Below are 13,040 nucleotides of genomic sequence, written 5' to 3'. Positions count from 1 at the left end.
GCGGTCGTTAAAACGATGCCGTCATCGGATCGGGCCCGATCCGCTTGCCATCCTTTTCGAGGCCGGCAAAGGTCGCCATGTCGTCGGCGTCGAGCTTGAAGTCGAAGACCTTGAAATTTTCTTCGATGCGCGACGGCGTCACGGACTTCGGAATGACCACCAGCCCGTTGTCGATGTGCCAGCGGGTGATGACCTGGGCCGGCGTGCGGCCATGTTTTGCGGCGACCTTGGCGACCACCGGGTTTTCCAGCAACGTGCCCTGGCCAAGCGGGCTCCAGGACTGGGTGATGATGCGGTGTTTGTCGTGGTAGGCGCGTGCCTGTGTTTGCGGGAAGTCGGGGTGCAGCTCGATCTGGTTGATGACGGGCGTGATGCCGGTCTCGTCGATCAGGCGCTGCAGGTGTTCCGGATAGAAATTGGACACGCCGATCGAGCGGGCGCGGCCTTCCTTCTGCAGCTGGATGAACGCCTTCCAGGTATCGACATACTGGTCGCGCTTCGGCGCCGGCCAGTGGATGAGGTAGAGATCGACATAGTCGGTGCCGAGCCGCTTCAGGCTGGCATCGAAGGCTTTCAGGGTCTGTTCGTAGCCCTGGTCGGAATTCCAGAGTTTTGTCGTCAGGAAGATTTCCGCCCGGGCGACGCCGGAGGCGCGGATGCCTTCACCCACGCCCTGCTCGTTCTCATAGATTGCCGCCGTATCGATGTGGCGGTAGCCGGTGGCAAGGGCCGCCTTGACCGCGGTCACGGCCGTGTCGTTGGGGGTCTGCCAGACGCCGAGGCCGACCTGGGGAATGCTGTTGCCGTCGTGAAAGGTGATTGTCGTTTGATCGCTCATCAGAATCGCTCCGTGAAAAGGGACGGCGTGCTTGAACCCGGACGGGTTTCCCGTGGCGCCTTGCAGCCCGGCGACGGTCGGGAAAGCATATAGGTCCGGCGGCGCGCCATTTCAGCGGCGCTCCGGCAGAAAATTCAGAGAACCCGCACGACCGTGCCGCGGCGCAGATGCGGCAGGATCAGCAGCATGTCTCGTCGGGAAACGGCGATGCAGCCGGCGGTCTGCGGCTTGTCTGGGCGGAAGAGGTGAAAGAAGATCGCCGATCCGCCGTTGCGGCGGCGCGACGTCACGTTCCAGTCGAGCACGAGGCAGATGTCGTAGAGCGCGTCCTCGCGCCGCATGTCCTCATGGCTCGGCTTGAAGGGGGCGCGGATGAGGCGATTGTAGCTTGCATGGCCGGGATCGTCGCACCAGAGCATGGAGGGGCGGATGCGGCGCAGCGGCAAGGCCGTCTTCGGCTGGGCCAGCCGATCTCCGCGCAGGAAACCGGAGAGAAGCGGCATGGCGGCAATCGGTGTTGCGCCATCGCCCTCACGCTTGCGGCTGGTGCGTCCGGAGCGCCCGAGGACGGCGGAGATGCGCAAGGAGCCGACCTGCACGATCGCGCGGGTCTTGCTGCCCGGCGCAGGGCGCACGAGGATGGTCTTCACGCAATGTTTAGGAGAAGTGATCCTGCTCATCCGTCCCTGCCATATTCGCGCCATCGGGCGATTGAACAGGCTTAGACACAGGCGCAGCCAGAAGGCCATCCCTTCCATTTGAATTTTGGCCCCGACTCCCTTACTTTCCGGGAGAATGCCGAGAGGTAAAGCATGACATCCCGCACGATCCTTCTTGTTGACGACGACAACGACCTCCGTGAAACGCTCGTCGAGCAGCTTTCGCTCTACGAGGAATTCGCCACGCTCGAGGAAACCACCGCCGGCAAGGGCATCCAGGCGGCCCGCGCCAACCAGATCGACCTGTTGATCATGGATGTCGGCCTGCCGGACATGGATGGCCGCGAGGCGGTCAAGCTGCTGCGCAAGGGCGGTTTCAAGGCGCCGATCATCATGCTGACCGGGCACGACACCGATTCGGACACGATCCTCGGTCTCGAGGCCGGCGCGAATGACTATGTGACGAAGCCGTTCCGCTTCGCCGTGCTGCTTGCGCGCATCCGCGCCCAGTTGCGCCAGCACGAGAGCAGCGAGGATGCCACCTTCAGCGTCGGCCCCTACACGTTCAAGCCCGGCCAGAAGCTGCTGACACTGGAAAACGGGCAGAAGATCCGGCTGACGGAAAAGGAGGCGGCGATCATCCGCTATCTCTACCGCGCCGACCAGAAAGTGGTGACGCGCGACGTGCTTCTCGAGGAAGTCTGGGGCTACAATTCCGGCGTGACGACCCACACGCTGGAAACCCACGTCTACCGCCTGCGCCAGAAGATCGAGCGCGACCCTTCCAATGCGGAGATTCTCGTGACAGAGAACGGCGGCTACAAGATCGTACCGTAATCAAAAGGAGCGCCCGACGTGGCACTCGCCGACGACATCGCCCTTCTTTCCCAGGTGCCGCTTTTTGCCGGCCTTGCCGAGGACAAGCTGCGCCTGATGGCCTTCGGCGCCGAGCGGCGTCGGCTGGTCGAGGGGCAGACGCTGTTTCGCGAGGGCACGTCGGCGGATTGCGGCTTCGTCGTCGCCTACGGCGCGTTTCAGCTCACCTCGACGCAGCGCGACGGGTCGACCCGCGAGGAAGGCATGGCGGACGCCGGCACGCTGCTTTCCGAGCTTGCGATGATCTCGGCCGTCGAGCGCAAATATACGGCGGTTGCCGTTGAGGACAGCGAGGTCATCCGCATCAACCGTCCGCTGTTCCGGCGCATGCTGGAAGAGTATCCTGATGTTGCCGTGCTGGTGGATGCGCGCATCCGCGAAAATCTTTCAGCGATGATTACCCAGATGCGCGGGCTGGCCCGGCGGTTTGCGTGAACGGGAAGGTCCTTGTGACCGGTCCTTTGTCTGTCAGGCTTGGCCCCTCACCCTAACCCTCTCCCCGTAAACGGGGAGAGGGGACGTGCCCCGCGAAATGGTATTGGTTGGGGAAACCGGTGCGGCATATCCCCTTCGCCCCGCTTGCGGGGAGAAGGTGGCCGGCAGGCCGGATGAGGGGCAATCGCCTCCCACAGAAGGTGCCGACAGTCAAAGACTACCTACACACACCCTCAGAAATCGAACTCTGCAATAACCGGCACGTGGTCCGACGGGCGTTCCCAGCCACGGGCCTCGCGGATCACCTTGATATCGGTGAGATGCGGGTCGAGGTCGGCGGAGGACCAGATATGGTCGAGGCGGCGGCCCTTGTTGGCGGCCTGCCAGTCGGCGGAGCGGTAGCTCCACCACGTATAGAGCTTTTCCTCGGCCGGCACCTTGCGGCGCATCAGGTCGACCCAGGCGCCCTTCGTCATCACGTCGGTCAGGCCTTCGGTTTCGATCGGCGTGTGGCTGACGATCTTCAGGAGCTGCTTGTGCGACCAGACGTCGTGCTCCAGCGGGGCGATGTTGAGGTCGCCGACGAGGATCGAGGAGATGCCGTCTTCGGCCTCGGCATGCAACAGCTTCATCTCCTCGATGAAATCGAGCTTGTGGCCGAATTTCGTGTTGATGGTGCGGTCCGGCTCGTCGCCGCCGGCCGGCACATAGAAATTGTGCAGGCGGATCGATTTGTTGCGGTGGTGGAAGAGCACGGAGACATGGCGCGCATCGCCGACGCCGCAATAGTCGCGCCGCTCGACGATCTCGGTCAGCGGCAGGCGGGAGATGGTTGCGACGCCGTGATAGCCCTTCTGGCCGTGGATGACGATGTGCTCGTAGCCGAGCGCCTTCAGCGGCTTGGACGGGAAAAGGTCGTTCGGGCACTTGGTTTCCTGCAGGCACAGGATATCCGGCGAGAACGTCTTCAGGAAATGCTCGACGAGCGGCATGCGCAGCCGCACGGAGTTGATGTTCCACGTCGCGATCGAAAGTGCCATGCCGTACCCCTGAAAGACATCCGGCCCGTGAGAACGGGCCGGTCGAGGCGTCTTAGCGCATGTGTGCCGAAACGGAAACGGCTTATTACTTCGAGCCGCGGTTGCGGATTTCGTCGTAGGGGATCGAGAAGACCTTGTCGTCGAGCGGAACGCCGGTCTTGACGTTGAAGATCATCACGGAGGTATCCTTGCCCTGCGCGTCGGTGATCGTCCACTGGCGCAGGTCGTAGGTCTTCGGGTCGAACATCATGGTGATGGTCGAATCGCCGAACATGTTGCGGTCACCGAGCACGATGGTCGTCAGGTCCGCCTCTTCCTTGACGTTGCGCACCATCTTGGCGGACAGGTCGATCTTGTTGCCGAGCAGCAGGTTAAGCGGCGTCTTGGAGAGCGGGTAGATATCCCAGGTCTTGAGCTTGCGGTTGCCGATGACGACCGACTTGCCGTCGGCGATCACGCGCATCGGCGACGGGTCTTCATAGTTGAAGCGGATTTTTCCCGGGCGGTCGATGAAGAACTTGCCGCCGGTCTGTTCGCCGCGCGGGCCGAACTGCACGAACTCGCCCATCATGGTCTTTACCGACGAAAAGTGGTCGGCGATCTTCTGCGCGGTCGCGCTCGCCTGCGCCGACGCCTCGACGGGGGACAGCACCGAAAGGCCGGCAGCGAGCGTGAAGGCCATCAGGCACGTGAAGCTGCGGCGTGTCAGCGTGCCCGTCGCGCGGCCGTTCTCGGATGGGGTCATGTTGGTCTCCTTCATGCGTGTTTCATGCGGGCCAAACGCGGCGCCATAATGGCACTGCCGCGCCGCGTGTCGCACACGACACGCAAGGAACGCTGCAGCCCTTCAAACCGCTGCATTGTGCAGCAGGCTCCTGACGCGAGACTTGCCGGACGAAACGCGGCGGAAGGCACTGCGTTCCCGGTCATCGTCCCGAAATTTCGTCTTCCGTCGGCACGAGGATCTCGCGTTTTCCCGCGTGGTTGGCAGGGCCGATCAGCCCTTCCTTTTCCATGCGCTCGATCAGCGAGGCGGCGCGGTTGTAGCCGATGCCGAGACGGCGCTGGATATAGGATGTCGAGGCCTTGCCGTCGCGCAGCACCACGGCCACCGCCTGGTCGTATGGATCGTCCGAATCGTCGAGATTGGCAGTGCCGGCAGGGCCGCCGCCCGGCTCGCCGTCCTCGTCGTCATCCGCCGTGATGGCATCGAGATATTGCGGTGCGCCCTGCGTCTTCAGGTGCGCCACGACGGCCTCCACCTCGCCGTCCGAGACGAACGGGCCGTGCACGCGCTGGATGCGCCCGCCGCCGGCCATGTATAGCATGTCGCCCATGCCGAGAAGCTGTTCGGCGCCCTGTTCGCCGAGAATGGTGCGGCTGTCGATCTTCGACGTCACCTGGAAGGAGATGCGCGTGGGGAAGTTCGCCTTGATCGTGCCGGTGATGACGTCGACCGAGGGACGCTGCGTGGCCATGATGACGTGGATGCCGGCGGCACGCGCCATCTGGGCAAGACGCTGCACGGCACCTTCGATGTCCTTGCCGGCGACCATCATCAGGTCGGCCATTTCGTCGATGATGACGACGATATAGGGCATCGGCTGGAGATCGAATTCCTCGGTCTCGTACATCGCTTCGCCGGTCTGGCGGTCGAAGCCGGTCTGTACCGTGCGGCTGATCTGCTCGCCCTTGGCCAGCGCCTGCTCGACGCGGCTGTTGAAGCCGTCGATGTTGCGCACGCCGATCTTCGACATCTTCTTGTAGCGTTCCTCCATCTCGCGCACCGTCCATTTGAGGGCGACGACCGCCTTCTTCGGATCGGTGACGACGGGCGAGAGCAGGTGCGGGATGCCGTCATAGACTGAGAGTTCCAGCATCTTCGGGTCGATCATGATCAGGCGGCACTGCTCCGGCTTCAGCCGGTAAAGCAGCGACAGGATCATGGTGTTGATGGCAACCGACTTGCCCGAGCCCGTTGTACCCGCAACGAGCAGGTGGGGCATCTTGGCGATATCGGTAATGACCGGCTCGCCGCCGATCGTCTTGCCGAGCGCCATGGCGAGTTTCGTCTTGCTGGTTTCGAAGTCGCGGCTGGCGATGAGTTCGCGCAGGTAGACGGTTTCGCGGGTCTGGTTCGGCAGTTCGATGCCGATGGCGTTGCGGCCCGGCACGACGGCGACACGGGCGGCGATCGCGCTCATCGAGCGGGCGATGTCGTCGGCGAGGCCGATGACGCGCGACGACTTGATGCCGGGCGCGGGCTCCAGTTCGTAGAGCGTGACGACCGGGCCGGGGCGGACATGGATGATCTCGCCTTTCACGCCGAAATCCTCCAGCACGCCTTCCAGCATGCGGGCGTTCTGCTCGAGCGCGTCGGCGGACAGCGTGGCGTCGCGTACCTGGCCGCGCGGTTCGGCGAGCAGGTGGATCGGCGGCAGGGCAAAACCGTCCGGGCCGACGAAAGAGGTCTGCGCCTCGCGCTCCATGCGCTGGCCGGGTTTCGGCCGCGCGGCGGGCGGCACGACGCGGGCCGTCGAGCCCGGAAGAGGCGGACGGGCCGGCGCGCGGCGCGGCGCCCAGTCGGCGGCGACATCGTCGGCATCGTCATCGGGCAGGATGCCGCTCGGCCGGCGCACCGGTTCGTCATCCATGTCGAAGGGCAGGTCGTCATCGTCATCCGCCGCCATCGGCGGGGCAGCGACCACGCGGCGACCATCCAGCGACGGCTCGACGCGTTCGGTGGAGCGGACCGGCGTGCGGGCGCGTGCCGGTTCGTTCAGCGTGCCGAACTCGTCCTCGTTGAAATCGTAGGGCTGCTCGATACCCCGCGCGCGGCGGCGCTGGTTGCCGAGGCCGAAGAGGCGGCGCATGCGGGCATGGCCGGTGTACCAGGCATGGGTCATCGCGCCGGCGAGAACGGTCAGCGGGCCTTCCCGCTCGTCGTCGTCATCCTCGTTGCCCTCGGCAATGGTGCGGGCGCGGCTCGGTGTCGGGACGGGCGCAAAATCCTCCTCGTCGTCGATCGAAACGGAGCCGATAAGGCCCGCGCTGAACACCATCGACCAGGCGGCGGGGATGGCGATGATGCCGCCGAGGATGCTGGCGAACAGGCCGGTCGGGTAGGCGCCGGTAAAGAGGGCGGGGAAGCGCAGGATCATGTCGCCGAAGACGCCGCCAAGACCGGTCGGCAGCGGCCAGGTGACGGGCGCGGGCACGCAGGAGAGGGCGGCGGAGGCGAGGACCGCACCGCCGAGCCAGGCACCAGCGCGCTGCGGCACGCGGTTGAAGCGCCGGCCGCTGATCAGCGCTAAGCCCCAGGCGACGACCGGAAGCAGCGCTATCACGCTGGCGAGGCCGAAGAACTGCATGAAGAGATCGGCGAAGACGGCGCCGGGATAACCGAGAATGTTGGCCGGCGTGCCGCCCGAGGCATAGGAGAGGCTGGGATCGGAGACGTTCCAGGTGGAGAGCGCGGCAATGGCGAAGGCAAGACCGAGGAAGACGCAGAGCCCGAACAGGATCTGCATCTGTCGCCAGACGAATGCTGACAGAACGAAACGGTCGTGACGGTTATCCAGTCCTGCCGAAATGCTTCTGCTCATGGGTACAGCCTGTGTCTACGCCGAGGAATATCGCATCATGTCCGCGCGATTCGCGGATGTGCCTGACTGTGAACCCTACGAAGGAAGCCTTAATGGCGCGTTAACCATGCGGCACCCGAAGCCATGGGGAAGGGTGCTTTTCGGCACGGAAACGAAAAGGGCCCGGACTTTGGGTCCGGGCCAAGGGCGGCATAGTTTCCTATGGCCGCGACGGGATCGTGGCGGCGGTCTTCAAGCCGCCGCGAGCGTCTCAGGAGTGGTAGGCCGCTTCGCCGTGCGAGGAGAGGTCGAGGCCTTCGCGCTCGGCTTCGACGGAGACGCGCAGGCCGACCACCATGTCGACGATCTTGTAGAGGATCGCCGAGACGATACCGCACCAGACGATGGTGATGAGAACGGCGACGATCTGCGTGTAGGTCTGCGAAGCGATCGAGAAATCTGCAGCGCCCGTGCCGCCGAGGCTCGGTGCCGTGAAGATACCGGTGCCGACAGCGCCGATGATGCCGCCGACGCCATGAACGCCGAAGACGTCAGCCGTGTCGTCGAAGCCGAACTTGTTCTTCACCGTGGAGACGAAGAAGTAGCAGACCGGCGAGGCGATGAGGCCCAGCACGATGGCGCCGATCGGACCGACCGAGCCGGCGGCCGGGGTGACGACGACGAGACCGGCGATCATGCCCGAGGCGGCGCCCAGCATCGAAGCCTTGCCGCGGGTGAAGTTTTCAGCCAGGCACCAGGCGACGATCGCGCCGGCGGTTGCGAGGAAGGTGTTGATCGTGGCGAGAACCGCGCCGCCGGACGCTTCGAGGTTGGAGCCGGCATTGAAGCCGAACCAGCCGAACCAGAGCATCGCCGCGCCGACGAGGGTCAGCGTCATCGAATGCGGGGCCATCATGTCCTTGCCGAAGCCGGTGCGCTTGCCGACCATGATCGCACCGATGAGGCCTGCGACGCCTGCATTGATGTGAACGACCGTGCCGCCGGCGAAATCGAGGGCGCCCATGGTGAAGATCAGGCCGTTGGCGTCCCAGACCATGTGGGCGATCGGGAAGTAGACGAATGTGGCCCAGAGCACGGTGAAGAGCACCGCGGCCGAGAACTTGATGCGCTCGGCGAAGGCGCCGATGATGAGGGCCGGCGTGATGGCGGCAAACGTCATCTGGAAGGCGATGAAGGCATATTCATAGATCACCACGCCATCCGTGAAGGTGGCCGAGGTGCTGTCGAGCGTGACGCCGGACAGGAAGAGCTTTCCGAAACCGCCGAAATAGGCGCTCGTCGAGCCGCCGAAGGCGAACGAATAGCCATAGACGACCCAGACGATCATCATGACGGCGCCGATGACCGTGCACTGCATCAGCACCGACAGCATGTTCTTGGCGCGCACCAGGCCGCCGTAGAACAGGCCGAGGCCCGGGACGAGCATGAACAGCACGAGAATGGTGGCAAGATACATGAAGGCGGTGTCCGCCTTGTCCGGGACCGGTGCGGCGGCGGCGGCCTCGGTGGCGGCTGGCGCGGTTTCCTGCGCAAAGGCGACGGCCGGCGCAAGCGCGGCCGTCATGGCCGCGGCCATGCGGGAGAGAGAATGAGTAAGCTTGAATGACGACATGTTGAAAAGGCTCCCTGATAGGCCGTTTGCTTAGAGCGCTTCGGAATCGGTTTCGCCGGTGCGGATGCGCACGGCGTGATCGATGGAGTAGACGAAGATCTTGCCGTCGCCGATCTGACCGGTCTTGGCGGCAGAGGTGATCGCTTCGACGGCCGTGTCGACGATGTCGCTCGGCACTGCGATCTCGATCTTCAGTTTCGGCAGGAAGCTGACGGCATATTCGGTGCCGCGATAGATTTCGGTGTGTCCCTTTTGGCGCCCGTAACCCTTTACCTCGGTCACGGTCAGGCCCTGGATGCCGACGGCGGTGAGGGCTTCGCGCACCTCATCGAGTTTGAACGGCTTGATAATGGCCATTACGATTTTCATCTGGTTCCCATCCTTCGTGCGTGTCCCCAGCCGGGGCCATCTCTCCTTGCCGTGGCAATTGCAACGACTGGGAACTACACATTCAAGGGGCGTGCCAGATTCGAACGGATCGGAAATGATCCGCTAACGGTCTGAATTTAAATCGATAAAAATCGCATCCATGTTGCGGCGCAAAAAATCATCATCGCAAATGGTCAAAAAATAGGCGTTAATGGGCCAATGAGTAAAAATTACTCAGTTGCCTTTTTCCGAATCAGCCCTTCCTGGGCGACGGAGGCAATGAGGGTGCCGGAACGGGTGAAAATTGCGCCACGCGTCATGCCGCGGCCGCCAAATGCCGAAGGACTGTCCTGGCTGTAGAGCAGCCAGTCGTCGAGAACGGGCGGGCGGTGAAACCACATGGCATGGTCGAGGCTTGCCACCTGCAACGAACGGTCGAGCACCGAGGTGCCGTGTGCGAAGAGCGAGGTGTCGAGCAGCGTCATGTCGGAGAGATAGGCGAGCACGGCGGCCTGCAGATGGCGTTCGGCCGGCACCGGCCCGGTGGTGCGCACCCAGATGTTCTGGCTGGGCTCCAGCTTGTCGCGCGAGAAATAGTGGGTGAGCGAGACGGGGCGCAGCTCGATTGGCCGCGGGCGCTCCCAATAGGCGCGGATATGCGCCGGCGCCTGCGTCATGAACTGCGCCTTCAGGTCCGCTTCGCCGAGCAATTGTTCCGGCGGCGGCACATCCGGCATCGGTGCCTGGTGCTCGAAGCCGTCCTCGTCGTCCTGGAAGGATACCGTCATGAAGTAGATCGGCTTGCCGTGCTGGATGGCGACGACGCGGCGCGTCGCGAAGGAACCGCCGTCGCGGATGTTTTCGACATCGTAGAGGATCGGAACGGCGGGATCGCCCGGCCGCACGAAATAGGCATGCAGTGAATGCACGAAGCGGCCCGGTTCCTCGACGGTCCGCGTCGCTGCGACCAGCGCTTGGCCGATCACCTGCCCGCCGAACACGCGCTGCCAGCCGACCTGCGGGCTCTGGCCGCGAAACAGCCGGATCTCCAGCCGTTCGAGGTCGAGCGTCTCCAAAAGGGCATCCATGGCAGGGTTCTGTGCAGGTTGGCGCGACATTTGGACGTGGCTCCCAAGGGTGGCCCAAGGTAGGAAAGCGGGCCTTCTTCCTCTATATAGAGCAAAAGCAGACCTCAAGCGTCCAGGAGAACGCCATGCCCGAAGCCCCCATGCTCGACGTCCTTGTCGCCGGCGGTGGTTATGTCGGCCTGTCGCTGGCCGTTGCGATCAAGAAAGCCGCGCCGCATCTCGCCGTCGAAGTCGTCGATGGCGCGCCGGAGCATGTCTGGCAGAAGGACGAGCGCGCCTCGGCGATCGTCGCGGCTGCGCGCAACCTGCTCGACGTGCTCGGTGTGTGGAACGAGATCGCCCCGGAGGCTGAACCGATCCGCCGCATGGTCATCACCGATTCGCGCACGGCCGATCCGGTCCGCCCGGTTTTCCTCACCTTCGAAGGCGCCGGTTCCGGCGACGACGGCCAGCCCTTCGCCCATATGGTGCCGAACCGCGCCATGACCGGCAGCCTGCTGCGCCAAGCCGAAAGCCTTGGCGTGGCCGTGCGCTGGGCAACCTCGGCGGAAGGGTTTTCGACCGGCCAGCACGCCACGGCGATCCGTCTTTCGGATGGTTCCGAGCGCCAGGCCCGCCTTCTCGTCGCCTGCGATGGCGTGCGCTCGAAGCTGCGCGACATGGCCGGCATCAAGACCGTGCGCTTCGACTACGGCCAGTCCGGCATCGTCACCACGGTCGAGCACGAGCGACCGCACGATGGCACGGCGGAAGAGCATTTCCTGCCGGCCGGCCCCTTCGCCACGCTGCCGCTTACCGGCAACCGCTCATCGCTCGTCTGGACCGAGCGCACGGACGACGCGCGCCGCCTCGTCGAGAGCGATGACCTGGTGTTCGAGGAAGAACTGGAGCGCCGGTTCGGCCACAAGCTCGGCGGCCTCAAGGTCGTCGGCGGCCGTCGCGCCTTTCCGCTCGGCCTGACGCTCGCCCGCGCCTTCGTCGCGCCGCGCTTTGCGCTTGCCGGCGATGCCGCACACGGCATCCACCCGATTTCCGGCCAGGGCCTCAATCTCGGTTTCAAGGATGTGGCGGCCCTTGCCGAAACGATCGTCGAGGCCGACCGCCTCGGCCTCGATATCGGCGCGATCTCCGTGCTGGAGCGCTATGAGACCTGGCGCCGCTTCGATACGGTGCGCATGGGCATCACCACGGATGTGCTGAACCGCCTGTTCTCGAACGACGCCACGCCGCTGCGCGTGCTGCGCGATGTCGGCCTCGGCGTCGTCGACCGGCTGCCGGGCCTCAAATCCTTCTTCATCCGTCAGGCGGAAGGCACATCCGGCGGCGGCCATCCGCGCATGCTGGTCGGGCAGCCGATCTGATTCGGGGTGAACCTCTAAACGCGCACCCCGCCTCTCTCCGTCATCCTCGGGCTTGACCCGAGGATCCACAATCTCCAGGCATGCCGTGCTGCATGGGTCCTCGGGTCAAGCCCGAGGATGACGACTGTGAGTGCATGCCCCCGGACAACTGCCCGGTACTCCGCCGTTAATCCTTGATTTCGCGCGCCTCGGAAATCAGCATGATCGGAATGCCGTCGCGGACGGGGTAGGCGAGTTTTGCCTTTTCGGAAATCAACTCGCCGGTGGCCGCATTGTAGCTCAGCCGTCCCTTGGTCAGCGGGCAGACGAGAAGTTCGAGCAGCTTGGGATCGACCCGGCTGGTGCTGGCGTTCATCGCTGGCGTCCTATTGCAGCATCGTGTCGACGTCGCCGTAGCTGCGTGCCAGCACGATCTCGGTGATGGCGATCAGCGTTTCCGCGCGGGTCTTCAGGTCGGGCGCCTCCAGCAGGGCCTGTTTCTCCGCCGGTCCATAGGGCGACATCATCGCCATGGAATTGACCAGCGTCGTGTTGCTGGCGCGTTCCACGCTCTCCCAGTCGGCTTCCAGCTTGTTGGCGTCGAGATAGGCCTTGAAGGCGGCGAGCAAGGCGTCGCGATCGACGCTCGTCTCGTCGTCATGTGCGGTCAGATCGGCGATGAAAGGGGCGATGCGGAAATTGCGGTAGGATTTGCTGCCGCGCACCTCTTCCAGCAGACGGTAGCGGCACACGCCGGTCAGCGAAATGATGTAGCGCCCGTCGCCGGTTTCGGCAAACGAAGTGATGCGGCCGATGCAGCCGACCTGGCAGAGCGCCGGCGTATCGCCGGCGGCATCCTCGGCGCGGTGCTCGCCAAACACCGGCTGCACCATGCCGACCAGCCGGTGCGTGGCCAGCGCGTCGTCAAACATGGAGAGATAGCGCGGCTCGAAGATGTTGAGCGGCAACTGCCCGCCGGGCAACAGAAGGGCGCCCGTCAGCGGAAAGACGGGGATGGCCTCGGGCAGGTCCGCCGGCTTCAGATAACGCGCATTTCCCACATGCATGGCATTGCCTTCCAATTCTCCGGCTCATTCCGCGGCGCGGTGAAAAATCTCCCGCTCCTCGTCCTCACGCCTCCTCCCGAATGTGGGGTAGGTGCGGCATTTCTCAAGGGA

General features: G+C 64.3%; 13 protein-coding genes. 3 read left to right on the top strand and 10 right to left on the bottom strand.

The annotated features are described in order from the left end of the window. Positions 1-7: 7 nt before the first annotated feature. Both GR138_RS21075 and GR138_RS21070 read right to left on the bottom strand, forming a co-directional pair. Positions 8-838: an aldo/keto reductase gene (locus GR138_RS21075; protein ID WP_160861236.1), complete on the bottom strand. Its 831-nt coding sequence runs from the start codon at positions 836-838 to the stop codon at positions 8-10. A gap of 134 nt (positions 839-972) precedes the next feature. After that, the gene (locus GR138_RS21070) at positions 973-1,518 is read right to left on the bottom strand and encodes a L,D-transpeptidase family protein (protein WP_160861235.1); all 546 of its coding nucleotides are present in this window, start codon (positions 1,516-1,518) and stop codon (positions 973-975) included. A gap of 132 nt (positions 1,519-1,650) precedes the next feature. On the opposite strand from GR138_RS21070, the gene GR138_RS21065 reads away from it, so the two are divergent. Together GR138_RS21065 and GR138_RS21060 are read left to right on the top strand one after the other, a co-directional pair. After that, positions 1,651-2,334 (top strand): response regulator transcription factor, encoded by a 684-nt coding sequence (locus GR138_RS21065; RefSeq protein WP_160861234.1) that lies wholly within the window; start codon positions 1,651-1,653, stop codon positions 2,332-2,334. A gap of 18 nt (positions 2,335-2,352) precedes the next feature. Beyond that, positions 2,353-2,808, top strand: coding sequence for a cyclic nucleotide-binding domain-containing protein (locus tag GR138_RS21060; protein ID WP_160861233.1), 456 nt, complete (start codon positions 2,353-2,355; stop codon positions 2,806-2,808). 233 nt (positions 2,809-3,041) lie between these two features. Here the strand turns inward: GR138_RS21060 and GR138_RS21055 are convergent, their stop codons facing one another. The 6 genes from GR138_RS21055 to tesB all read right to left on the bottom strand — a co-directional run bounded on the left by GR138_RS21055 (position 3,042) and on the right by tesB (position 10,552). Then, the gene (locus GR138_RS21055) at positions 3,042-3,848 is read right to left on the bottom strand and encodes an exodeoxyribonuclease III (RefSeq protein WP_160861232.1); all 807 of its coding nucleotides are present in this window, start codon (positions 3,846-3,848) and stop codon (positions 3,042-3,044) included. An 85-nt stretch (positions 3,849-3,933) separates the two neighbouring features. Further along, positions 3,934-4,608 (bottom strand): outer membrane lipoprotein carrier protein LolA, encoded by a 675-nt coding sequence (locus GR138_RS21050; RefSeq protein WP_420853691.1) that lies wholly within the window; start codon positions 4,606-4,608, stop codon positions 3,934-3,936. A 166-nt stretch (positions 4,609-4,774) separates the two neighbouring features. Beyond that, a complete protein-coding gene (locus tag GR138_RS21045) occupies positions 4,775-7,453 on the bottom strand; it encodes a DNA translocase FtsK (protein WP_160861230.1) in 2,679 nt (892 codons plus the stop codon). 250 nt (positions 7,454-7,703) lie between these two features. Further along, on the bottom strand, positions 7,704-9,065 hold the full coding sequence (locus tag GR138_RS21040; RefSeq protein ID WP_160861229.1) for an ammonium transporter: 1,362 nt from the start codon (positions 9,063-9,065) through the stop codon (positions 7,704-7,706). A 30-nt stretch (positions 9,066-9,095) separates the two neighbouring features. Then, entirely contained in the window at positions 9,096-9,434 is a 339-nt protein-coding gene (locus GR138_RS21035) for a P-II family nitrogen regulator (protein ID WP_160861228.1), read from the bottom strand. 230 nt (positions 9,435-9,664) lie between these two features. Next, positions 9,665-10,552, bottom strand: a complete 888-nt coding sequence (tesB, locus tag GR138_RS21030) for an acyl-CoA thioesterase II (RefSeq protein ID WP_160861227.1) — start codon at positions 10,550-10,552, stop codon at positions 9,665-9,667. Positions 10,553-10,662: 110 nt separating this feature from the next. Between tesB and GR138_RS21025 the strand changes: the two genes are divergently transcribed. Continuing rightward, a complete protein-coding gene (locus GR138_RS21025; protein ID WP_160861430.1) occupies positions 10,663-11,883 on the top strand; it encodes a ubiquinone biosynthesis hydroxylase in 1,221 nt (406 codons plus the stop codon). Between the two features lie 166 nt (positions 11,884-12,049). Here GR138_RS21025 and GR138_RS21020 read toward each other — a convergent pair whose 3' ends face one another. Further along, positions 12,050-12,238, bottom strand: coding sequence for a Trm112 family protein (locus GR138_RS21020; protein ID WP_160861226.1), 189 nt, complete (start codon positions 12,236-12,238; stop codon positions 12,050-12,052). A 10-nt stretch (positions 12,239-12,248) separates the two neighbouring features. Further along, a complete protein-coding gene (locus GR138_RS21015; RefSeq protein WP_160861225.1) occupies positions 12,249-12,929 on the bottom strand; it encodes an LON peptidase substrate-binding domain-containing protein in 681 nt (226 codons plus the stop codon). Positions 12,930-13,040 lie beyond the last annotated feature (111 nt).

Source organism: Shinella kummerowiae (genome assembly GCF_009827055.1).
Classification (GTDB): Bacteria; Pseudomonadota; Alphaproteobacteria; order Rhizobiales; family Rhizobiaceae; genus Shinella; species Shinella kummerowiae.
The sequence above is the reverse complement of the archived record's forward strand: the minus strand, read 5'-3'. Positions and strand labels throughout refer to the sequence as shown.